This is a genomic window from Bifidobacterium sp. LH_424 (assembly GCF_056356895.1).
This window is the reverse complement of sequence record NZ_JBKEVC010000004.1, coordinates 75,580-99,653: the sequence shown is the minus strand read 5'-3', so window position 1 is coordinate 99,653 and position 24,074 is coordinate 75,580. Positions and strand designations below refer to the sequence as shown.

The window sequence follows — 24,074 nt, the reverse complement described above, 5'->3', positions numbered from 1 at the left end:
AAGGCGACGCCGTGACCAACGACATCGAACGGCACTCGCCCGAGGCATGGCGGCGGACCGCCGACGCGTTGCGCGGGGAGGCGACGGACGGCACGTCCGACGCCGACGGCGCGACGGCGAAGACGAACCGCAACGGGGCGCCGCTGCTCGGCGACTCGCGCGACCTGTTCCGTCCGAAATCCTCGGACATCCCCGCCGAACCCGGCGTGTACAAATGGCGCGACGGCGAAGGCCGCGTCATCTACGTCGGCAAGGCGAAGAACCTGCGCAACAGGCTCGCCAACTACTTCCAGCCGCTGTACCTGCTGCACCCGCGCACGCAGACCATGGTGCTCACCGCCCGCAGCCTCGAATGGACCGTCGTCGGCACCGAACTCGAATCGCTCACCCTCGAATACACGTGGATCAAGGAGTTCGACCCCCGGTTCAACGTGCAGTTCCGCGACGACAAGACCTACCCGTACCTCGCGGTCTCCGTCGGCGAGACGGTGCCGCGCGTGTGGGTGACGCGCAGCCGCAAACGCCGCGACACCCGCTACTTCGGCCCCTACGCGAAGGTGTGGGACCTGCGCCACGGACTCGACCGGCTCCTGCGCACCTTCCCCGTGCGCACCTGCGCCGACGGCGTCTACCGCAAGGCCGAACTCACGGGACGGCCCTGCCTGCTCGCCTCCATCGGCAAATGCTCCGCGCCGTGCGTCGGCCGCATCGACGCGAAGGAGCACCGGCGCATGTGCGAACGGCTCGTCGGCGTGATGACCGGCAGACTCGGCAAGTCGTACATCGCGCAGCTCACCCGCGACATGAAGGCCGCCAGCGCCGACCTCGAATTCGAGAAGGCGGCGCGCCTGCGCGACGAGATCGCCATGCTCTCCACCGTCGTCCAGCAGAACGCGGTCGTGCTCGACGACCAGGTCGACGCCGACGTGTTCGGCTTCGCCACCGACGAGATCGAAGCCTCCGTGCACGCGTTCCACGTGCGCGCCGGCACGATCCGCGGCGAACGCAACTGGAGCGTCGAACGCGTCGACGACGTCGACGACGCCGATCTCATGGCCGACCTGCTCGTGGGCGTCTACTCGGACGCGCGGAACGACGCCGCGGCCGGGAACGCGACGGCGAAGGTCGAGGAACGGCGCGACGCCATCGGGTCCACGCAGCGCGTGACCGCGACCGACGCGGCGTCCCGCGCGCGGGCGACGCGCGAACGCAACGCGCGACAGGAGGTCACCGGGCGCGCCGACCTGCTCGCCCCCATCGCCCCGGTGCCCCGCGAGGTCATCACGCCCATCGAACTCGAACCGTCCCGGCGCGAGGAGCTCGAAACCTGGCTGACCGGACTGCGCGGCGGCGCGGTCACGATCCGCGTCGCCGGCAGAGGCGACAAGCGGCAGCTCATGGACCGGGCGAACGACAACGCCGCGCAGGCGCTGGCCCGCGCCAAGATGAGCCGCATCGCCGACATCGGCGCACGCACCCGCGCCATGAACGAGGTCGCCGACGCGCTGGGCCTCGCCGACGCCCCGCTGCGCATCGAATGCTACGACATCTCCAACACGGTCGGCGGGGCCTTCCAGGTGGCCTCCATGGTCGTGTTCGAGGACGCCGTCGCCAAGAAAAGCGAATACCGGCGCTTCGCCATCCGCGGCAAGGACGGCCAAGGCGCGCTCGACGACCTGAGCGCCCTCTACGAGACGCTGACGCGGCGCTTCCGTCACGGCAACATCGCCGGCGACTCCGGCGAGAGCATCGAGGCGGAACGACGCGCGAAGACGGCGACGGACGCGCGCGCCGATGCCCGAAGCGGCACGGTCGCGGAAGACGACGGAACGAGGAAGGACACGGTCCAGCAGAACACGGACCGGCGCCGGTTCGCCTACAAGCCGAACCTCGTCGTCGTCGACGGCGGCAGGCCGCAGGCCATGGCCGCCGCGAAGGCGCTCGCCGACTGCGGCGTCGACGACGTGGCCGTATGCGGGCTCGCCAAACGGCTCGAAGAGGTGTGGGTGCCGGACGACGACTACCCGATCATCCTCAAACGCCAATCCGAGGGCATGTACCTGCTGCAGCGCGTGCGCGACGAATCGCACCGCTTCGCCATCACCTACCACCGGCAGACGAGACGCAAGGGGGCGTTGCGCAGCGCCCTCGACGGCATCCCCGGCGTGGGACCCGCCTACCAGAAACGGCTGCTCGCGCGGTTCGGTTCGGTCAAGGCGATGCGCGGCGTCGGCGTCGAGGAGCTGGAGCAGGTCAAGGGGATAGGCCATGCCAAGGCGCAGGCCATCTACGACGCCCTGCACGCGGACGGTGCGGACGGCGCCGGCGGCACCGGCGGCCCCGGCACGCGCCGGCCATGAGCAGACGGCTTCCGACCGCGGTCCGGACGGCCCGAGTAGGATGGTCGGGAGAACCGGGAAGGCAAGGAGGGAAGCATGACGATCGCCAATCGGTGCGCGGTGCTCGGCAAGCCCATCGCGCATTCGCTGTCGCCCGTGCTGCACAACGCGGCGTACCGTTCGCTCGGACTCGACGACTGGACGTACGACAGGCACGAGGTGGGGGAGGAGGACCTCGACGGGTTCCTCAAGGGGCTCGACCCCACGTGGCGTGGTCTCAGCCTGACGATGCCGCTCAAGAAGACCATCCAGCCGTACGGCACGCCCCGCAACGTGTGGGCGCGGGAGCTCAACGTCGCCAACACGGCGGTGTTCGACTGGGACGAGGCCACCCACGACGATCCCGCATGGCCCCACGGGAAGCCGGCGATCAGGCTCTACAACACCGACGTGGTCGGCATCCAGCTGGCCTTCGACCACGCCGACCGGGAACTCGGCGTGCATCGCGACGGGCGGGCGGGACGCCGCGCGCTCATCGTCGGCAACGGCAACACCGCCACGTCGGCCGCGGCGGCCTGCCTGATGCTGCCGGGCGTCGAACGCATCACCATCGCCGCGCGCCATCCCGGCCGCGACCTCGGACTGGACTCCGCCGCGAAGGCGTTCCGCGGCGTCGAAGGCCGCCCCTACGACGAGATCGACCTGTCCGACGCGGACGGGGTGACCGCCGCCGCCGGCGAATCCGACTACGTGATCAACACGATTCCCGGGCATGCCGCGGACGGCCTCGCCGAAACGCTCGACTGCTCCGGCAACGCGTTCGGCGGCATGCTGCTCGACGTGGTCTACGACCCGCGTCCCACGAAGCTCATGCAGGCGTGGCGCGCCCACGGCGGCCATGCGATCGGCGGCGAGGAGATGCTCCTGTACCAGGCGCTCATCCAGGTGCTGCTCATGACGGGCATCTGGGACGACGATCCGCCGTCCGACGCCGACCGCCGCCTGCAGGACGTCACCGTCGACGACGACCATCTGGAGATCGCCATGAGAAAGGCGTTGGAGGAGGCGCTGTGATGGAGGACCATGACGCGATGAACGACGCGGCAGCCGCCGCGTCCCATGACGACGAGCCCGCGCCCGCCAACGGCTTCGAGGTGCTGCTCATCACCGGCATGTCCGGTGCGGGGCGCTCGCACGCCGCCGACTGCGTGGAGGACATGGGCTGGTACGTGGTCGACAACATGCCGCCCAAGCTGCTCGTCCCGCTCGTCGACATGATGACCAACGCCGGCGACGGCAAGGGCGTGCACAAGCTCGCCGCCGTCATCGACGTGAGGTCGCGCGAATACTTCGACGACCTCAACGAGGTGCTCAGCCATCTCGACGACCTCGGCGTGCACACCCGCATCCTGTTCCTCGACGCCAGCGACGACGTGCTCGTCACCCGCTACGAGAAGGTGCGCAGGCCCCATCCGCTCCAGCACGGCAACCGTCTCATCGACGGCATCAACGAGGAGCGGGCGCTGCTCGCGAACCTCAAGGAGCGTGCGGACATGGTCATCGACACCTCCGCGCTGAGCATCCACCAGCTATCCACCAAACTGTACGAGGCGATGGTCGGATCCGGTCCGAAGACGGTCTCCGTGCACATCTTCAGCTTCGGGTTCAAATACGGCACCCCCACCGACGCGGACTTCGTGGCCGACGTGAGGTTCCTGCCCAACCCGTTCTGGGTGCCCAGCCTGCGCGAGCTGACCGGATGGGACAAGCCCGTCGCCGACTACGTGCTGAACAGCAAGGGGGCGTCCGAATTCCTCGACGCCTACGAGAAGGCGCTGCTCGTCGCCATCGACGGATACGCGCGCGAGGACAAGCATTTCGTGACGATCGCGGTGGGTTGCACGGGCGGCCAGCACCGGTCGGTCGCCATGAGCGAGGCCCTGGCGAAACGTTTGCGCTCACACGGGCTGGATGTCACCGTTTCCGCCCGCGAACAGCGCAGACGCCGGTGAACGCGCCCGTCGCGGCGCTGACCACATGTCGAGACGTCGGCCGCGAAAAAGTGAAAACGGCGCGACTGTTGTCCAAGATGGTCGGTATCACAGATTCGGCGGACGGCGGGGAAGAGTCCCCGCTTGCAGACCCGAACCCCTGAAACCATTGAGAGGGACGAGACTTAGGAGGTTGGCTCTTGGCTCTTCTGGATGATGTGAAAAGCGAGCTCGCGGCGCTTGAGGACGAGAAGGCGGACGCCAGGAAGGCGCAGGTCACCGCCATGATCCGCTTCGCCGGCGGCTTCATGAACAACGCCCAGAAGCAGATCGTCATGCTCGCCACCTTCGATTCCCTGGTCGCGGCCCAGTGGCTGCGCGACAACATCGAGGACCTGTACAACCTCGAGGCCAAGCTCATCAGCTCCACGAGGACGACGCCGAAGGGCTCCCACCAGTACCATGTGGTCAAGGTGGAGCGCGGCGCGGTGAACCTGGCCGTGGCCACCGGCCTCATCGACCGCAACAAGGCCGTGCGCGGCCTGCCCGTCAAAATCGTGCAGGGCAAGATCGCCCAGGTGCGCGCCGCATGGCGCGGCGCCTTCATGGCCAAGGGCATCCTGTCCGACCTGGGCAAGAACCCGTACATGGAGATCATCTGCCCGTGCAACGAGGCCGCGATGGCCTTGGCCGGCCTCGCCCGGCGACTCGGCATCACCGCCAAGCCGCGCCAGCTCAGCAAATCCTATCGCGTGACGCTCACCGATCCGGACTCCATCGAACGCATGCTCAACTCGATGGGCGCCATGCGTTCCGCCCGCGACTGGACGGGCAAGCGCTCGGACGGCGAGACCCGCTCCAAGGCGAACCGCCTCGCCAACTTCGACGACGCGAACATGCGCCGCTCCGCCAAGGCCGCGGCCGAGGCGTGCGACAAGGTGCGCAAGGCGTTCGAACTGTTCGACGCCGCCGGCGTGGACGTGCCGGACAACCTGCGCGCCGCCGGCCAGCTGCGCCTCGAGCACGGCGACGCCAGCCTGGAGGAGCTCGGCCGTCTCGCCGAGCCGCCGATCTCCAAGGACGCCATCGCCGGACGCATCCGCCGTCTGCTCCAGCTCGCGGAGAAGACCGCCAAGTCGCGTTCCTGAACGTTTTCATAACGATTCGGCGATACGTTCCAAAAATTCCTGTGTCAGGCCCGCCCGGACGGCGGGCCTGTTGTATTATGCGAAGTGGCAAGAAACCGCCACTTTCCCGCGCAAGCGGTTAGGAAAGGATATTCATGAAGACACTCAAGGATCTCGGAGACCTCAAGGGCAAGCGCGTCCTGGTCCGCGCCGATTTCAACGTCCCGCTGGACGGCACCACGATCACCGACGACGGCCGCATCAAGGCCGCCCTGCCGACGATTAAGGCCCTGCGCGAGGAAGGCGCGAAGGTCATCCTGATGGCCCACCTCGGCCGTCCGAAGGGCAAGGTCGTCCCGGAGCTGTCCCTGGCCCCGGTCGCCGCCCGTCTCGGCGAGCTGCTCGGCGTCGACGTGCCGCTGGCCGCCGACACCTACGGCGAGGACGCCCAGGCCAAGGTCGCCGCGATGAACGACGGCGACGTCGTCCTGCTGCAGAACGTCCGCTTCAACCCGGAGGAGACCAGCAAGGATCCGGCCGTGCGCGCCCCGTACGCCAAGAAGATCGCCGCCCTCGGCGACGTCTTCGTCTCCGACGGCTTCGGCGTCGTCCACCGCGCCCAGGGCTCCAACTACGACGTGGCCGCCGATCTGCCGGCCGCCGCCGGCCTGCTGGTCGAGAAGGAGGTCAAGGCTCTGTCCAAGGCCACCGAGAACCCGGAGCGCCCGTTCACCGTCGTGCTCGGCGGCTCCAAGGTCTCCGACAAGCTCGGCGTCATCGAGAACCTGCTCGACAAGGCCAACCGCCTCGTCATCGGCGGCGGCATGGTGTTCACCTTCCTCAAGGCCAAGGGCTACGAGGTCGGCACCTCCCTGCTCGAAGAGGACCAGCTCGACAAGGTCAAGGGCTACATCGAGACCGCCGAGAAGAACGGCGTCGAGCTCGTGCTGCCGACCGACATCGTCGTGAACGCCGGCTTCCCGGCCGGTGACACCCCGGTCGCCCCGGAGGTCGTCGCCGCCGACGCCATCCCGGCCGACAAGATGGGCCTCGACATCGGCCCGGAGTCCCAGAAGCTGTTCCACGACAAGATCGTCGACTCCAAGACCGTCGTGTGGAACGGCCCGATGGGCGTCTTCGAGATCCCGGAGTTCGCGGCCGGCACCAAGGCCGTCGCGCAGGGCCTGGTCGACGCGACCGCGGCCGGCGCGTTCACCATCGTCGGCGGCGGCGACTCCGCCTCCGCGGTGCGCAACCTCGGCTTCCCGGAGGACGGCTTCTCGCACATCTCCACCGGCGGCGGCGCCTCCCTCGAGTTCCTCGAGGGCAAGGAGCTGCCGGGCCTGAAGGTGCTCGCCTGACATCGGTTCCGCATCGGCTCCCCGCGTCCACGTCCCGTCGTGGCGTGGGGAGCCATGCCGTTTCGCCCCGCACACGCTTCTCATCGCACCCCATACGCACCCGTTTCGCGTGTCTCTCACGTATCGCGTATTTCTCACGTATTTCTAGGAAGGGATCCATGGCGTCCGAACGCGTCCCGCTGGTCGCGGGCAACTGGAAAATGAACTTCGACCATCTCGAGGCAACGTATTTCGTGCAGAAGTTCGCATGGCAGCTGCGTGACGCCCACTTCGACTTCCGCAGGGTGGAGGTCGCCCTGTTCCCCTCGTTCACCTCGCTGCGCAGCGTGGAGGTGCTTGTCGAGGCCGACAAGCTCAAGATCCGCTACGGCGCGCAGTCCGTGTCCGTCACCGACCAGGGGGCGTTCACCGGCGACATCTCCGCCGACATGATCGCGCACCTCGGATGCTCGTACGTGATCATCGGCCATTCGGAGCGCCGCAAATACCATCCCGAGGACGACGCCAACATCGTCGACCAGGTGAGGGCCGTCCTCGCCGCCGGCATGCAGCCGATCCTGTGCGTCGGCGAGAGCTTCGAGGAGCGCCGCCAGGGCATCGAGCTCGACTTCGCCGTCGGCCAGGTGCACGACGTCACCCGCGACCTCAACGAGGCCGAGGCGGCGAAGCTCATCATCGCCTACGAGCCCGTGTGGGCCATCGGCACCGGCATGGTCGCCACGCCGGAGTCCGCGCAGTACGCGGCCCAGGCCATCCGCGACGATCTCAGGGCCACGTTCGGGGACACCGTGGCGGACACCGTCCGCATCCTCTACGGCGGCTCCGTCTCCTCGAAGAACGCGGTCGAACTCATCGGCGAGCCCGACGTGGACGGCTTCCTCATCGGCGGCGCGGCGCTCGACGTCGACGAGCTGACCCGCATCTGCCGGCTCACCGCCAAAGCCACCCGGTGAAACCGCCCGGGTCTCCACCTTTTTCAAGACATTGCGCTATGCTGGAGCGCAGACTTATACCGAACCGGAGGTAATCCACTCGTGACCGCTCTGAAAATCGCCCTCGAAATCGTCGTCGTCGTGCTCAGCTGCCTGCTGACCCTGCTCATCCTCATGCACAAGGGCAAGGGCGGCGGCCTGTCCGACATGTTCGGCGGCGGCCTCACCCAGAACGCGGGCACGTCCGGCGTCGCCGAGAAGAACCTGAACCGCTGGACCGTCATCATCGCCCTGATTTGGGTGGCCATCATCATCGCCCTCGGCCTGATGACCAAGTTCAACCTCATCTGACACGTAATCCGTCCGTGATCGTATGACCCATGACCGCCAGTCGGCCATGGGTCGTGTTCGTTATGGCGGGTTCCGCGCCGGAACCGGGAGCCGCTGAACCATCGAAGGGACATCATCATGGTCACCATGAACCGCAACAAGGTCGTCATCGTCGGCACCGGACAGGTGGGAGCCACCGCCGCGTTCGCCATCGTCACGCACGGACTGTGCAACGAGCTCGTGCTCATCGACCATTTCGCCGCCAAGGCGGCGGGGGAGAGCCACGATCTCGACGACGGCAGCGAATTCCAGGACCGTCACGTCAAGGTGCGCACCGGCGACTACGCCGACTGCCGCGACGCGGACATCGTCGTCGTCACCGTGGGGCGCAAGCCGCCGGCCAACTCGACCCGTCTCGCCGAACTCGGCTTCACCGTCGGCCTCGTCGGTGACGTCGTCGACCATGTCATGGTCTCCGGCTTCGACGGCGTGATCGTCATGGTCTCCAACCCGGTCGACGTGATGGCCTGGTACGCGTGGAAGCGTTCCGGTCTGCCGCGCACGCAGGTGCTCGGCACCGGCACCGCGCTCGACACCTCCCGTCTCAAGACCATCATCGGCGAGGAGACCGGACTCGACCCGCGCAACGTGGGCGGGTTCGTCATGGGCGAGCACGGCGACTCCCAGTTCGCCGCATGGTCCACCGTCTCGCTCGGCGGCAAGCCGTTCGCCAAGTTCCTGGCCGACAACCAGAGCCGTTTCGCCTCCGTCTCCACCGCCGAGATCGAGCGCAAGACGCGCATGCGCGGCAACGAGATCGTCGCCGCGAAGGGCGGCACCAACTTCGGCATCGCCTCCACCGTCGCCGGCATCGTGCAGACGATCCTGTGGGACGAGCGGCGCATCGTGCCCGTCTCCACGCTGCTTGACGGCGAATACGGCGAGCACGACGTGTTCCTCGGCGTGCCCACCGAACTGCGCGCCAACGGCGCCAACGAGATCGTCGAACTCGAACTCACCGAGGAGGAGCACGCGAAGCTCCACCACTCCGCCGAGCTCGTCCGCTCCTACTGCGAGGGACTGCTGTGATTCCGGCCGCGCACGTCCCGCCGGAATCCCGGCTCGTCGTCGCCGACCTCGACGGCACGCTGCTGCACGGCGCCCCCACCTTCGAGGGGCGACACCTCACCGAACGGTCCATCGAGGCCGTCGAACGCCTGCATGACGCCGGGTACCGGTTCGCCATCGCCACGGCCAGACCCGTGAGCACCGGATACGCCCTCGCGGAGCGGCTGCCGGTCGACGCCTGCATCTACCTGAACGGCGCGCTCATCGACTTCGAGCCCGCGAAATCCGACTACGACATGCTCACCTCGGGCCGCATGCCCGCCGACGGGCATCTCATGAAGATCGGATTCCCGTCGTCCCGCGCCTGCGAGGTGTGCCGGTCCCTCCTCGACGCGATGCCCGATCTCGAGGTCGGCATCGTCATGGACGACGTGAGGTACACGAACTTCGACGTCAGCGTCTACTGGAAGACCCAGACCTGGCGTCTGACCGACTTCACCGAAACGGACGTGCCCGAGGGGACCGCCGACAAGATCATCGCGTTCCCGAAAGGGGAGCAGCGCGAGGCGATCCGCCGCCTGATCCCCGACGATTTCGCGCTGTCCGTCTCCGAAGGCACGTTGTACATGTTCATGAACCCGAAGGCGAACAAGCGCGACGCGCTGGGCATCCTGTGCGAGCGCATGGGCGTCGCCCCGGAGCATGCCGTCGCCTTCGGCGACGATCTCGTGGACATCGACATGATGCGGTCCGCCGGCCGCTCCGTCGCCGTCGCGAACTCCAATCCCAAGGTCCTCGCCATCGCGGACGAGATCTGCCCGTCCAACGACGAGGACGGCGTCGCCCAGTGGATCGAGACGCATCTGCTATGACCCCGCACACGGCGTGACGATGGCGTGACGATGGCATGCCGTCGGCGGGTCGGACGGAAAGTTCAATCCGCCGGCAGCGGGCTCGTCCGGCATATGGTACGCGACGCGATCGGAATTGAACTTGTCTTGAACTCCCTCTAGGTTATGAACCAATGTTCAATATGGATATTGAACTTCATGGTTTGGAGGAAGACATGTCCACAGCGGTGTTCGCGGAACGACTTCACGAGGCGATGAACGACAGGGGGCTGAAGCAGGTCGATCTGGTGCGCGCCGCCGAGGCCCGCGGCGTGAGGATGGGCAAGAGCCACATCAGCCAGTACGTCGCCGGCAAGACCATGCCGCGCGAGGACATCCTCGAATTCCTCGCCGCCGAACTCAACGTGGATGCGGACTGGCTCAGGGGCGTGCGCGGCACGACGACGGGCGAGGCCACGCCGTCCGCCGGCGCCGCGGCCTCGGACGGGGGAGTGTCCGCCACGGCTCCCGCTACGACGGATGGGGACGAGGCCCCCGAGCCGGCGACTCCGCGCCGACGCACCTTCGGCAAGTCGCACAAGCTCGACAACGTGCTCTACGACGTGCGCGGCCCCGTCGTCGACGAGGCGGCCCGTATGGAGGCCGACGGCACCCATATCCTCAAGCTCAACATCGGCAACCCCGCGCCGTTCGGCTTCCGCACGCCGGACGAGGTCGTCTACGACATGGCCCACCAGCTCACCGAGACCGAAGGCTATTCGCCGTCCAAGGGCCTGTTCTCCGCGCGCAAGGCGATCATGCAGTACGCGCAGCTCAAGAACCTGCCGAACGTCACCATCGACGACATCTACACCGGCAACGGCGTGAGCGAGCTCATCAACCTGTGCATGTCCGCGCTGCTCGACGACGGCGACGAGGTGCTCATCCCAAGCCCCGACTACCCGTTGTGGACCGCCTGCGTGAACCTCGCCGGCGGCACCGCCGTCCACTACGTCTGCGACGAACAGTCCGAATGGTATCCGGACATCGACGACATGCGCGCCAAGATCACCGACCGCACCGTCGCCATCGTGCTCATCAACCCGAACAACCCGACCGGCGCGCTCTACCCGAAGGAGGTGCTGCAGCAGATCGTGGACCTCGCGCGCGAGCACCACCTCATGATCTTCTCCGACGAGATCTACGACCGCCTCGTCATGGACGGCCTGACGCACACCTCGATCGCCTCGCTCGCCCCCGACCTGTTCTGCGTCACCTTCTCCGGCCTGTCGAAGTCGCACATGATCGCCGGCTACCGCGTCGGCTGGATGGTGCTGTCCGGCAACAAGCGCATCGCCAGGGACTACATCGAGGGCATCAACATGCTCGCGAACATGCGCATCTGCTCGAACGTGCCCGCCCAGTCCATCGTGCAGACCGCGCTCGGCGGCCACCAGAGCGTCAACGACTACGTCGTGCCCGGAGGCCGTCTCTACGAGCAGCGCGAATACATCTACAACGCAATCAACGCGATCCCCGGCCTCTCCGCCGTCAAACCGAAGGCCGCGTTCTACATCTTCCCGAAGATCGACGTGAAACGGTTCAACATCCACGACGACGAGCAGTTCGCGCTCGACCTGCTGCACGAGAAGCGCATCCTCATCACGCGCGGCGGCGGCTTCAACTGGGCTGAGCCCGACCACTTCCGCATCGTCTACCTGCCGCGCATCGAGGTGCTCAAGGACGCGACCGACAAGATCGCCGATTTCTTCGGATACTACTGGCAGAACTGACCGGTGCCGCCGGACGGTCCGAACCCCGCCAAACGCCCTATATTCCATTATGTGAGAGGAATTTACCCATATAATGGAATATAGGGCGTTTTCCATAGGGTGATTTCGTTATGGCATCGTTACCATACCGTTGTGAAAGCGTTATAATCGGCCGTTTTCTGGTATATATTCCATAACAATGATGATGGAAATGTGAAGAAGCTGTTTTTTCATGGGTTTTCGTGGGCTCGTCGCGTGAATATTCTTCACGCCAACAACCAACAGCCGACAATCACGGCATAGAAGCGAACGCGAGCATCACAGATGCGAACACAGATGCGAACACGATGCGAACATTCGCGCAGCATTCAGAGAGGATGAGCCATGGCATTCAGCGCAACGGTGTCCGAGCCCCGTGCGGCGGGCGCGACCGTGGGAAGCGACGAGGCGGAGACCGGCTTCAACGGCGTCCTGCCCCTCAAGGAGAAGGTCTCGTACATGAGCACCGATATGGCGGGCAACCTGCTGTATTCGTCGCTCGGCACGTACATCATGTTCTTCTACACCGACGTGTTCGGCATCACCGCCGCGGCCGCCGGCTGGATTCTGCTGATCGCCCGCATCGGCGACTGCATCAGCGCCCCCGTCTGGGGTTCCATCGTCGACCACACCAAGACCAAGTGGGGCCAGTCCCGCCCGTTCTTCCTGTGGATGTGCGTGCCGTTCGCCATCACCGTGTTCCTCGCGTTCACCGCCCCCGACCTGCCGCCGATGGGCAAGGTCATCTACGCGACCGTCACCTACATCCTCGCCGCCGGCCTCGTCTACACCGGCATCCAGACGCCGATCACCGCCATCCTGTCCAACCTCACGCCGGATCCGGCCGAACGCGTCAAGGCCAACACCTTCCGCCTGTCCGGCGGCCTGCTCGGCACGTTCATCACCGCCGTGTGCACCATCCCGCTGGTCAACTGGGCCGGCAAGGCCATCACCGGCCAGACGAACCAGAAGGTCGGCTTCATGTTCACCTTCGCCGTCTACGGCGTCATCGCCGTCGCCCTCCTGCTCTTCGCGTTCCGCAACATCAAGGAGCACAACTACGATCCGAAGACCCAGAACCCGCTGCCGTTCAAGGAGAGCCTGCACGCCATCAAGGGCAACTGGCCGTGGATCATCCTCATCGTCGCCTTCGTGATCTTCTGGATCGCCCAGGAGGACCGCATGTCCGTCGCCGTGTACTACGCCAAGTACAACCTGAACAACGAGAACCTCGCCACCGTGCTCAACGGCATGCAGATCCTCGGCCTCATCACCACGTTCCTCATCCCGAACATCTCCAAGAAGCTCGGCAAGGCCGGCAAGACCGACACCATGATCCTCGGCATGGTCATGGCCATCGTCGGCCAGCTCCTGCTGCTCACCGCCTCCCACAGCTTCGCCCTGTTCGTCGTGTTCTGGGCCATCTCCATCCTCGGCGCCGCCATGGCGCTCGCCATGCCGTTCGCCATGCTCGCCGACACCGTCGACTACGGCGAATACAAGAACGGCATCCGCGCGGCCGGCCTGCTGTCCGCCGTCGGCGCCTCCTTCTGCATCCAGTTCGGCTCCGGCCTCGGCAACCTGATTCCCTCCAAGATCATGGCCGCCGCCGGCTACGTCGCCAACGCCAAGCAGACCGCCGAGGCCCTCGGCGCCATCCAGTTCTGCTTCATCTGGCTGCCGGTCATCGTCTACGCGGTCGTCATCGCGATCATGCTGCTCTACCGCCGCTTCGAGAAGAACGAGCCGGCCATCCGCGCCGCCCTCGCCGAGCGTCGCGCCGAGGCCGACGCCGCCATCGCCTGATTCCGCCGGGAACGGACGCGGTCTTCCGCCGCGGCGCAAGGGCCCCGGTTCCATCCCCATGGGTGGAGCCGGGGCCCTTCCCGTCTTTCCCCTCACGCCCCGACGGGCCTTCGAGCCGTGCCGCCGGAACGTCCCCGATAAGGCGCGTGCGGCGCTGGTATCGTGGAGGACGATGCCGCTCGATATCGAACACCAGCTTGCGCGTTGCGACCGCGTCGTCGCGCAACGCATCGCGCCATACGTCCACGCCACGCTCGCCCCATGCGACGTGCGCGCCGCCGCCAACCCTGGGGAACCGGAACCCGCCGACGCGTTCCTCGCGCGCGCCCGCGCGGGAACGGCTGGATTCCGCCCGTTCACCGTGCCCGGGCCGTGGGGGACGACCTGGGGGACCACATGGTTCGAGATATCCGGCCACGTCGACCGCGAAGCCGCACGCGGCCATGACGTCGAACTCGTCGCCGACCTCGGCTGGAACCGTCCCGACTGGCCGGGATTCCAGGCGGAGGGACTCGTCTACCGCGCCGACGGCACGGCGGTCAAAGCCGTCAACCCGCGCAACCGATGGGTGCCGCTCGTCCGCGCCGACGGCACGGACATCGCCGGACTCGACGCCGACGGCCGGTTCACGCTCTACCTGGAAGCCGCGTGCAACCCTGACCTGAGCGAGGCGGGCGGATACGCGCCCACTTCGCTCGGCGGCGACCCGACCGGCGTGCGCGACCTGCCGTATGCGCTGAACCGCGTGGACGTCACCCTGTTCGACCGGGACCTGCACGCCCTGATGATGGATTTCGAAACCGTGTCCGGCCTCATCCGCGAACTCGCCGCCGACGATCCGCGCCGATGGCGGCTCGCCGGGGCGCTCCGCCGCGCGCTGGACGCCTACGACGAACGCGACCGCGCGGCAAGCGTCCCGCAGGCGCGCGGGGAACTCGCCGGCGTGCTCGCGTCGCCCGCCGCGCCGAGCGCCGTGCGGCACGTCGCCGTCGGCCACGCGCACATCGACACCGCATGGCTGTGGCCGATGCGCGAGACCCGGCGCAAGGTGGCGCGCACCGTCGCCAACGTGCTCGCCCTCATGGACGAGGATCCCGACATGACGTTCGTCATGAGCTCCGCCCGGCATTACGCATGGCTCGAACACGACCACCCCGACCTGTCCGCCCGGATGCGCCGGCGCATCGACGAGGGCCGCTTCGTCCCCGTGGGCGGCATGTGGGTCGAATCCGACGCGATGATGCCCGCCGGCGAATCGCTGGTACGCCAGTTCACCACCGGACTCGCCTACTTCCGCGAACATCTCGGCGTACGTCCGCACGGCGTCTGGCTGCCCGACTCATTCGGCTTCGCCGCCGGCCTGCCGCAGATCGCCCGCCGCGCAGGCTTCGACTGGTTCCTCACCAGCAAGCTCTCCTGGAACGACACGGACCGGCCGCGCCACCACGCCTTCCTATGGGAGGGCATCGACGGCACGCGCATCCTCGCGCACATGCCGCCATCCGCCACCTACGGTTCCACGATGGAGATGAACGAGCTCATGCGCTCGCAACGCGACCTCGCCGACAAGGACCTCGTCGGCGACGCGATCATCCTCTACGGGCACGGCGACGGGGGAGGAGGGCCCACCCGCGAGATGATCGCGAGGATCCGCCGCGCGCACGACCTCGAAGGCGCGCCTCGGGTCGGCTTCGGCACGCCCGACCGGCTGTTCGCCGCATTGCGGCGCGACATCGTCGGCGATGCACACGATGCACACGACGCGCCCGTGCACCGCGGCGAACTGTACCTCGAACTCCATCGCGGCACGACCACGGCCCAGCAGGAGATGAAACGACGCTGCCGCGAGGAGGAATCCCTACTGCGCGTCGTCGACCGTCTCTCCGCGACCGCGCTCGTACGCGTCCCCGGCTACACGCCGCCGCGCGACGAGCTCGACCGCATCTGGAAGCGGCTCCTCTCCGACCAGTTCCACGACATCCTGCCCGGCACCGGCATCGCCCGCGTCCACCGCGAAGCGCGGGAGGCCTATGCGCGCGACATCGCACGACTGCGGGCAATCGCGACGGAGACCACGCACCTGCTCGCCGCGCACGGCGACGGTGGCGACAGCCCATCGGCCACGGACGGGGATGTCCGGAAGGATGCTCGCGACGGCGACGGGCGCAGCGTCCGCGCCGTCCACATCATCCGCGACGCCGACGGCACGACGTTCGACAACGGACTCCTCCGCGCGCACATCGCCGTGGACGGCACCGTGGACTCCCTGATCGACCTCGCCGCGGATCGCGAGATCGTGCCCGAGGGAACGGCCCTCGGCCGCTACGAGCTGCTGCGTGACGAGCCGTCGCAATGGGACGCATGGGAGCTGGAACGGGACGCGTTCGACACCGTGACGCCGCTCGCGGACGGCGCGCTCATCGGTGTCGCCGCAACCGGAGACGGCGCGGCGGAGGCCGTCGCCGAGACCGCGGCGGACGGCGTGCGGATACGCACGCGCGTCACGCTACGCCCCGGTGCGCGTGCACTCGACTTCCATGCCGACGTGGACTGGCATGCGCCGGAACGTATGCTCAAGGTCGACGTCCCCGTGGCCGTGCACGCCGACCGTGCGCGGTTCGAATGTCCGTACGGATTCGTGGAACGGCCGGTCACGGCCGGTCCGATCGGGGAGAACCCCGCATACGAGAGCTGCACGCACCGGTTCGTGCGCGTCGCCGAATCCGATGGAGGCTATGCGGTCGCCGTTGTGAACGGCTCCACCTACGGTGCCGACGTGTCGTCGATCCGCCGTGACCCGGTGCGGGGGAGTGCGGGCGGCGTGATGATCCGGCCATCGCTGCTGTCCGCGCCGCGCTACCCCGATCCGGACGCCGACATGGGACGGCACGCGTTCGACTGGTCGGTGCTCGCCGCCGCCGACATGCCGGCGACGCTCACCGAGGCCGCGCGGCTCAACACTCCGGACATCGATGGCGCGGCGGCCGTCCCGCCGCTCGTCGTGCTCGACGACATGCAGGGAGTCGTCGTGCTCGACTGGGTGAAACCCGCCGACGACGGTTCCGGCGACATCGTCCTGCGCCTGTACGAGGCGGCGGGAGGCCAGGCGCGGGCGACGTTGCGCCTCGACCCGGAGCTTGACGGATGCGTGGTCTCGGAGACCGATCTGACGGAAGGGGAGCCGCCCGCGCCCGACCTGCCACGTGCGCTCGATGGCGAGGTGACGGCGGGCCGAGGCGGTGTGTCGCTCGCGTTCGGGCCGTTCCAGCTGGCGACGCTGCGTGTGCGGAGATGAGACCCGCGGCCGCGACGGTTTCCGCGCCGTGGAGGAGCACACGAACAAGGGGGTGGGTCTTTCCTGGAAATCATTTCCGGGAAAGACCCACCCCCTTGCGGTTCAGACGCGCGGTCTCGGACCGTTCACGTCAGGGAAGGAATCAGGCCTCGGCCTTCTTGCCTTCGAGCACCTTGTAGGCGAAGCCCATGACCAGCACGTACAGGCAGCCGACGGCCATCACGAGGATGCCACCGAACTGGCCGGCCGCGTCGGCCGCGACGCCCATGATCGGCGGGAAGATCGCGCCGCCGATCAGGCCCATGAGCATGAGGCCGGAGATCTCGTTCTGACGGTCCGGACGGTACATGAGCGCGTGGGAGAGGAACAAGGAGAACACGTTCGAGTTGCCGAAGCCGACGAGGGCGACGGCGACCCAGAACAGCCACACCGGCGGGTTGTCCTGCACGAGGGCGAAGACCGCGAAGCACACGGCGGAGGCGGTCATGATGACGCCGCAGATGCGCAGGCCGACCTTGTTGCTGATCTTCTGGAGCACGATGCCGCCGGTGAAGCAGCCGATCATACGGGCGATGAAGTAGACCATGGTGGCGGTGGCGGCGATGGCGGTGTAGGTGTCGCCGGTGTGCTCGGTCAGGATACGCGGGGCCTGGGCGTTGATGCCGACGTCCACACCCACGTGGGCGACGATGCCGAGGAAGCACAGGAACACGATGCCGTCGGAGAACAGGAGCTTGAAGCAGCGGCCGATGGTGGTGGTGCCGGCGTCCGGGGCGGGCTCGTCGATCTTGTCGAAGGCGAGGAGGATGTAGCCGACGATGCCGACGACGAAGTAGATCACGAAGAGGATCCACCACATGTTCAGCTTGGTGGCGCCCCAGATGGCGATGTACGGGGCGAACAGGGAGGCGAAGGCCTTGACGAACTGGCCGGTGGTCAGCGTGGAGGCGAGCTTGTCACCCTTGACGAACACGGTCAGCAGCGGGTTGAGGGACACCTGCATGAGGGTGTTGCCGATGCCGAGGAAGGCGAAGGAGATGACGATCAGGACGAGGCGCGGCGTGCCGGACAGGGCGACGTAGGCGATGATCGGCAGGGCCATGGCCACGAGGGTGACGAGGATGGACCACAGCACGGTCTTGCGGCGGCCGATCTTGTTCATCAGCATGCCGGTCGGCACGGAGAAGATGAGGAACCAGAAGAACACCATCGTGGTGAACAGGTTCGCGGTGCCGTCGGCGAGGTTGAACTCGCCCTTGACGTAGTTCGTCGCGGTGCCGACGAGGTCGACGAAGCCCATGACGAAGAAGGCGAACATCACCGGAAGGATCTTCGCGAATCCGGCGTTGCCGGTCTTGGCGGTTTCGTTGCTCATTGTAATAATTCCCTTTTTCCTGTAATGAGACTGACGAAATTGTCGATATTCGATATTCAGTTATGGCTGCCTGGCGTCAGCGGTGGGCCCGATACCCGACGACGGGCGGGCGGCGGTCATTGTCGCACGGACGTCGCCGGATATCGGGCTCTATGCCAGGAAAGGTGGTGTCGGAACGATCCGCCGATCGGGTGGAACCCGTCGTGCGCGGACCGTTCCCGCGGGTCGTGGCGCGGCTTACTTGCCGGCCTCGGCCAGGTAGTCGGTCATCTGGGCCGGGTACTCCGGCCAGGCGCCGTTCTGGGTGCACACGAAGGCGGCGGTGTTGACGGCCTTGCGGTGCGCCTCGGAGAGCGTGTCGCCGAGCAGGATGCGCGCGGTGAAGGTGCCGGAGAAGGAGTCGCCCGCACCGACCGTGTCGACGACCTCGACGCGCGGGGTGTCGACGGTGGAGATCTCACCGTTCTTGGAGATGATCGTGGAGTAGGCGGAGCCGGCGGTCAGGATCACGTAGTCGAGATCGTACTGCTCGAGGAACCAGCGGCAGGCGTCCTCGCCGGAGGTGCCGCGGATGTCGAACATGTCGCGCAGGAGCAGCAGCTCCTCGTCGTTGATCTTGAAGACGGTGGCGACGCCGAGCAGCTCCTCGATGAGCTCCTTGGAGTAGTGGTCGCCGCGCAGGTTGATGTCGAAGAACTTCATCGCGCCCGGCTTGGTGTGCTTGAGCAGCTCGGTGATGGTCGCGTGGGACTCGGGGGAGCGCAGCGCCAGGGTGCCGTAGCACACGGCGTCGGCCTGCTTGACGACGTCGATGAGCTGGCGGGTGTACAGGATGTGGTCCCAGGCGACGCCCTTGACGATCGTGTACTCCGGGATGCCGTTCTTGAGCTCGACCTCGACGGTGGAGGTCGGCCAGGCGTTGCGCTGGATGACGGCGTGGATGCCGGCCTTGGCGGTCTCCGCGAGCAGCTCGTCGCCGAGCTCGTCCTCGCCGACGGCGGAGACGGAGTAGCCGTCCGCGCCGTTCATCATCGAATGGTAGGCGAAGTTCACCGGGGCGCCGCCGGCGCGCTTGCCGGAGGGCAGCATATCCCACAGGAGCTCGCCGAGGGAGAGAACGATGGGCTTGGACATGATGGTTCCTTTCCTTCTATTGGTTTTCCGTATGGAAATCTTGGGTTTCGCGGTCAGCTCAGGTCGAAGAACATCGAAGGATGGTCGAGGAACTGGGTGGCCGCCACCGCCGCGGCGCCGCAGACGGTCGCGTCGGTGGGCATGGTGGACAGTCTGATTTCGGTGGAGTCGCAGATCTCCGGGATCGAGCGGCTGCGCACCGTGGCAATCACCTCGTCGAGCAGCAGGCGTCCCGCTTCCGAGACGATGTCGCCGATGATGATGAGCCGGGGATTGAACGTGTTGAAGATGTTGACGCATCCATAGCCGATGTAGCGGCCGATGCGGCGTACCATCTCGACGGCCTTGTCGACGCCTTCCCTGGCGAGCGAGAACAGGGCGCGGGTCGCCTCCGTGTTGCTCATCAGCTCGGCGTGCGGCACGGGACCGCCCTCCTCGATGAGCATCTCGCGGATGGCGGGGGTGGAGCAATAGCGTTCGAGGCATCCGCGGTTGCCGCAGTCGCACGGCCTGCCGTCGATGTCGATGGAGACGTGGCCGATCTCGGTGGCGGCGCCGAGGGCGCCGTTGATGATGCGCTCGTTCTCGATGACGCCGAGTCCCACGCCCTCGCCGACGAGGAAGTAGGAGATGTCGTCCTCCCCGTGCGATTCGGGATCGAACAGGTAGTGGGCGAGCGCGCCGGCGCGGGCGTCCTGCTCGATGAACACCGGCACGCGGAAGGCGTGGCCGAATTCCTCGATGAAGTTGACGTCGCGCCATCCGAGCATGGAGGAGACGACGGCCGTGCGGCCTTCGTCGCGCATGTACGGGCCGGGGACGGCCATGGCGATGGCGATGATGGACGGATCCGCGTCGAGCAGGGACTCGATGCGGACGTGCATGAGCCTGACGGCCTCGCCGATGGTCTCGTTGGTGACCGGCGGCAGATCCTCCAGACCGAGTGCGTTGCCGCACAGGTCGAACACGCCGACCTGCACGAGCGAGCGTGCGAACTTGACGCCGATGATGTGGAACCGTTCGGTGTCAAGCGTCAGTCCGATGGAACGACGGTTCTTCGCGCCCTCCATGTCGCCGGTCTCCTCGATCGCGCCGGCTTCGATGAGCTGCGCGGTGATCTTGGTGATGGCGGCGGGGGTGAGGCCCAACGCCTTGGCGATCTGCGCCCTGGAGCTGACGCCGTTGTGATACAGGTGCTGGAGCACGCGGGAACGGTTGGATTCCGCCACCGTCGCCTGGGATGCCGTGGTGTTCGCTTGGGTACTGCTATTCATCTCGACACCTCCTTGCGCGATTGAGTGGCTGTCCGCTCGCCGTTGAATCTGAACTTCGTGGACATATTAACGCGGTTAATACATGAACGCAATTAAGATTTGTTCGGCGTGTTGCGAAAACGTTTGCGTGTCGCGCGGCGAAAAGTGCTATTACATCGGGAAACTCACCGCGATGACGGTGCGAGACGTCGCAGCACCGCGGCGATGGCCGCACCGCGCAGGACCCCGTCGGCCCCGTACCGGCATCGCCGGATACGCGTACGCACGCATGGCAGGGAGGAGGTCATCGCGTCCAGACGTTGCTGCGCCGCATCGAGGAATCCGTCGCCGACGACATCGTCGGGGCCGAGCACGCGCACGTCGTCGAGGGCGAGCAGTCCCGCCGTCAGGGCGATGGCGGAGCCGAGGCGCGAACCGGCGTCGCGCAGGATCGCGTCCCGGCCGGAATCGTCCGCTCCGTCCAGACGCTCCCTGAGCGCCGGCGCGCCGAGAATCGTCTCCAGGCATCCGCGCCCGCCGCAGGGGCAGGGAAGCCCGTGATCGGGATCGAGGGAGATACGGCCGATGCGGACGCCCGACCCGTATCCGCCGCCGACGGGAACGCCGTCGATGAACGTCGCCGCGTCGACGCCGTCGTCCAATCTCACGAGCATGAGATTCGGGCCGACGTCGTCGAAGAAGCGTTCGGCCGTGCCGGAAGCGACCGTGTCGGCGACCACGGTCACGGGGATGCCGGATTCCGCCTCGATCCGGGTCCTGAGCCGTGCCTCGAGTCCGGAGGCCGTCCCCTCGTCCTCGTCATTCGTTCCGGGCACGGCGACGCCGACGCCGATGACCGGGACGCCGTCCGCGTCGTTGCGGAGACGGTCCACGAGCCGTGCGACGGCGTCGACGATCCCCCTGTCGCCGGGGCCCGTGGGACGGGCGACGCCCATATGGTTCCGGGGAACGCCTCTCAGATCGGTGAGCGCGCCGTCGATGGAAGGCTTCCGCGACCCCCGTGACGGTACGGTGACGCCGATCGCGTATAGCCGCGTCGTGTCGATGCCGAGCAGCGCGGCGCGCCTGCCGCTCCCGTCGGAGCCCGCTTCCCGTCCGGTACGCCGGATGAGGCCTTCGTCGATCATGTCGTTGACCACGTCGGACACGGTGGCGCGCGACAGTCCGGCGAGCCGGCCCAGCGCGGAGCGGGAGAGCGTCGCCGTCGGATACAACAGCCTGAAGACGCGCTCCCGCGCCGCGCGGTTCATCGGCGTTCGCCGGCGAACAGGAACAGGGCGTGCGCGTCTCCCTTCGCCTTGTTCTCCAGATACGTGCGGAACAGCTTCAGCCGTTCCACCGTGCTCCTCGCCAGCGGCTCGGGTAGCTCGTCGAGGGCGAACCAGCCGACGGAGAGGCTTTCGTCGTCGCCGACGAACGGTTCGGCGTTGCCTCCCGGCTTCAGCGAGCACAGGAACGAATGGTCCATGTACTGCGCGTTGTCGCCGTTCGCGTAGGTGATGACATGTGTGTCCGAGGTGACCGCCACCAAATCGGTGACGACCGCGTCCACGCCCGTCTCCTCCTTGATCTCGCGCACCACCGTGTCGGCCGGTTGCTCGCCCGGCTCGTTGATGCCGTACACCATCGCCCACTCGCCCGTGTCCGAACGGCGGCCGAGCAGCACGCGGCCCCGGTCGTCGAGCACGCAACCGGTCACGCCGATCAGCCACAGCGGATCGTGGCCGATCTTCTTTCTCAGGTCGAGGATGAACTGCGGCGTGGTCATGCGAGGTCCTTCCCGGCGGCCTCGGCGCGTTCGCGCATCCATGCCTCGACGTCGTCGATTCGCTTCGGGATGCCGGCGGAGATCCATTCGGGACCGTCCTCGGTCATGAGCACGTCGTCCTCGATGCGGATGCCGATGCCGCGGTACTCCGGCGGGATGAGCAGATCGTCCTCGCGGAAGTACAGGCCCGGCTCGATGGTGAAGATCATGCCCGGACGAATCGGCGCGCCCTGATAGGACTCGAAACGCGCCTGCGCGCAGTCGTGCACGTCGAGGCCCAGATGGTGCGCCACGCCGCAGGCGAGCCAACGGCGATGCTGCTGGCCCTCGGGGGAGAGGGATTCCTCCACGTCCACCGGCAGCAGGCCCCACTCGTGCAGACGCTCGGCGATCACGCGCATGCAGGCGTGGTGGATGTCCGAATACGTGGCACCCGGCTTCGCCGCCTCGAAACCGGCCTGCTGGGAATCCAGCACGGCCTGGTAGAGGCGCTTCTGCAGATCGGTGAACCTGCCGTTCGTCGGGAAGGTGCGGGTGATGTCCGCCGTGTACAGCGAATCGACCTCGACACCGGCGTCGACGAGCAGCATGTCGCCGCTCTTCACGACGCCCGTGTTGCGCATCCAATGCAGGATCGGGGCGTGCGGGCCGGAGGCGACGATCGAATCGTAGCCGACCGTGTTGCCCAATTCGCGCGACACCGCGTTGAACGCGCCCTCGAGGATGCGTTCCGAACGCGGCTTGTCGAGCGCCTTCGGCAGGGAGGAGAGCAGGCGGTCGAAGCCGGCCTTCGTGGCCGCCACCGCCTTGCGCATCTCGCCGATCTCGTACGCGTCCTTGACCATGCGCGCCTCGGACGTGAACTCGTGCAGCTTGTCGTCCGCCGCGGCGTTGCGGTCCGGGTCGGCCGCGCCGTTCGCCTCGCGCACGGATTCGACGAGGGCGGTGATCCGCGGGTCGGTCTCGCGCATGACGCGCACGCGCACCGCGCCCGCCTCGCCGCCGACGTCCTTGGACAGGGCGTCGGCCAGCTGGGCGATGTCATGGGTCTCGATGCCGGTCATCGCCGTCATCTCCTTGAGGCCGGCGCGCGGACCCACCCAGTATTCGCCGTAATGCGCGTTCATGAAGAAGTCGGTGGTGGAGTTGTCGGCGCGCGGGGCGACGAACAGCTCCGGCACATGCGTCTCGCCGGCCTTCGCCTCGGGCGAATCCGGGTCGACGGGGTTGAGCACGAGCACCGCGCCCGCCTCGTAGTCCACGCCGAGACCCGTGTAGTAGGCGAACGCCGTGTCCGGACGGAACATGTAGTCGCAGTCGTTGTTGCGCACCTTGGGCTGTCCGGCCGGAATCACCAGACGCTCGCCGGGGAACGCCGCGCCCAGGGCCTTCAGGCGTGCGGGCGTGAACTTCGAGGATTCGAGCGGCTCGATGTCGGGCTCGTCGTCCGCCCACCCGGAGCGCATGAACTCCTTGAACGCCTCGGAACGCGGACGCAGCGAACGGTTGTTCACACGGTCGGCCATCGCCTGGTCGGCGCCCGGCGCGCTCGCACGCTCCTCGGCCTCGTATTCCCTGTCCTTGTCGGTGACCACTTCACCCATGAAACGCTCCTGTTCATCATCGGGGATTC

18 protein-coding genes are annotated in these 24,074 nt (G+C 67.1%); 12 read left to right on the top strand and 6 right to left on the bottom strand.

Annotation, left to right across the window (positions count from 1 at the left end; all coding sequences use genetic code 11):
• The first annotated feature begins 11 nt into the window (after positions 1-11).
• From uvrC to AC1AYP_RS05325, 12 genes are all read left to right on the top strand, one after another.
• On the top strand, positions 12-2,360 hold the full coding sequence (gene uvrC / locus AC1AYP_RS05380) for an excinuclease ABC subunit UvrC (RefSeq protein WP_476547067.1): 2,349 nt from the start codon (positions 12-14) through the stop codon (positions 2,358-2,360).
• An 81-nt stretch (positions 2,361-2,441) separates the two neighbouring features.
• Positions 2,442-3,413 carry a shikimate dehydrogenase family protein gene (locus AC1AYP_RS05375; protein WP_476544926.1) on the top strand — a complete coding sequence of 324 codons (972 nt, stop codon included), beginning with the start codon at positions 2,442-2,444 and terminating at the stop codon, positions 3,411-3,413.
• A 17-nt stretch (positions 3,414-3,430) separates the two neighbouring features.
• A complete protein-coding gene (gene rapZ, locus AC1AYP_RS05370; RefSeq protein ID WP_476544925.1) occupies positions 3,431-4,351 on the top strand; it encodes an RNase adapter RapZ in 921 nt (306 codons plus the stop codon).
• 179 nt (positions 4,352-4,530) lie between these two features.
• Positions 4,531-5,478: a DNA-binding protein WhiA gene (gene whiA, locus AC1AYP_RS05365; protein WP_476502361.1), complete on the top strand. Its 948-nt coding sequence runs from the start codon at positions 4,531-4,533 to the stop codon at positions 5,476-5,478.
• A gap of 134 nt (positions 5,479-5,612) precedes the next feature.
• Complete coding sequence (locus AC1AYP_RS05360) at positions 5,613-6,818, top strand: phosphoglycerate kinase (protein WP_476502362.1); 1,206 nt, start codon at positions 5,613-5,615, stop codon at positions 6,816-6,818.
• Between the two features lie 158 nt (positions 6,819-6,976).
• On the top strand, positions 6,977-7,771 hold the full coding sequence (tpiA, locus tag AC1AYP_RS05355) for a triose-phosphate isomerase (RefSeq protein WP_476502363.1): 795 nt from the start codon (positions 6,977-6,979) through the stop codon (positions 7,769-7,771).
• Positions 7,772-7,852: 81 nt separating this feature from the next.
• The gene (secG, locus tag AC1AYP_RS05350) at positions 7,853-8,101 is read left to right on the top strand and encodes a preprotein translocase subunit SecG (protein ID WP_476502364.1); all 249 of its coding nucleotides are present in this window, start codon (positions 7,853-7,855) and stop codon (positions 8,099-8,101) included.
• Between the two features lie 117 nt (positions 8,102-8,218).
• Entirely contained in the window at positions 8,219-9,169 is a 951-nt protein-coding gene (locus AC1AYP_RS05345) for an L-lactate dehydrogenase (protein ID WP_476547066.1), read from the top strand.
• Positions 9,166-10,020, top strand: a complete 855-nt coding sequence (locus tag AC1AYP_RS05340) for an HAD family hydrolase (RefSeq protein ID WP_476502366.1) — start codon at positions 9,166-9,168, stop codon at positions 10,018-10,020. Before AC1AYP_RS05345 ends, AC1AYP_RS05340 begins: the two co-directional genes overlap by 4 nt.
• A 194-nt stretch (positions 10,021-10,214) precedes the next feature.
• On the top strand, positions 10,215-11,771 hold the full coding sequence (locus AC1AYP_RS05335) for an aminotransferase class I/II-fold pyridoxal phosphate-dependent enzyme (RefSeq protein WP_476544901.1): 1,557 nt from the start codon (positions 10,215-10,217) through the stop codon (positions 11,769-11,771).
• Between the two features lie 363 nt (positions 11,772-12,134).
• The gene (locus AC1AYP_RS05330; RefSeq protein WP_476544900.1) at positions 12,135-13,595 is read left to right on the top strand and encodes a glycoside-pentoside-hexuronide (GPH):cation symporter; all 1,461 of its coding nucleotides are present in this window, start codon (positions 12,135-12,137) and stop codon (positions 13,593-13,595) included.
• A 172-nt stretch (positions 13,596-13,767) separates the two neighbouring features.
• On the top strand, positions 13,768-16,890 hold the full coding sequence (locus AC1AYP_RS05325; RefSeq protein ID WP_476544899.1) for an alpha-mannosidase: 3,123 nt from the start codon (positions 13,768-13,770) through the stop codon (positions 16,888-16,890).
• A 142-nt stretch (positions 16,891-17,032) separates the two neighbouring features.
• Here the strand turns inward: AC1AYP_RS05325 and AC1AYP_RS05320 are convergent, their stop codons facing one another.
• The 6 genes from AC1AYP_RS05320 to AC1AYP_RS05295 all read right to left on the bottom strand — a co-directional run bounded on the left by AC1AYP_RS05320 (position 17,033) and on the right by AC1AYP_RS05295 (position 24,045).
• Positions 17,033-18,265, bottom strand: coding sequence for an MFS transporter (locus AC1AYP_RS05320; RefSeq protein WP_476502370.1), 1,233 nt, complete (start codon positions 18,263-18,265; stop codon positions 17,033-17,035).
• A 237-nt stretch (positions 18,266-18,502) separates the two neighbouring features.
• Entirely contained in the window at positions 18,503-19,399 is an 897-nt protein-coding gene (locus AC1AYP_RS05315; RefSeq protein WP_476502371.1) for a carbohydrate kinase family protein, read from the bottom strand.
• A gap of 53 nt (positions 19,400-19,452) precedes the next feature.
• Entirely contained in the window at positions 19,453-20,673 is a 1,221-nt protein-coding gene (locus tag AC1AYP_RS05310; protein ID WP_476502372.1) for an ROK family transcriptional regulator, read from the bottom strand.
• Positions 20,674-20,837: 164 nt separating this feature from the next.
• Positions 20,838-21,923, bottom strand: a complete 1,086-nt coding sequence (locus AC1AYP_RS05305) for an ROK family protein (protein ID WP_476544897.1) — start codon at positions 21,921-21,923, stop codon at positions 20,838-20,840.
• A complete protein-coding gene (locus tag AC1AYP_RS05300; protein ID WP_476544896.1) occupies positions 21,920-22,441 on the bottom strand; it encodes an NUDIX hydrolase in 522 nt (173 codons plus the stop codon). Before AC1AYP_RS05300 ends, AC1AYP_RS05305 begins: the two co-directional genes overlap by 4 nt.
• Positions 22,438-24,045 (bottom strand): aminopeptidase P family protein, encoded by a 1,608-nt coding sequence (locus AC1AYP_RS05295; RefSeq protein WP_476532935.1) that lies wholly within the window; start codon positions 24,043-24,045, stop codon positions 22,438-22,440. Before AC1AYP_RS05295 ends, AC1AYP_RS05300 begins: the two co-directional genes overlap by 4 nt.
• Between the last annotated feature and the right edge of the window lie 29 nt (positions 24,046-24,074).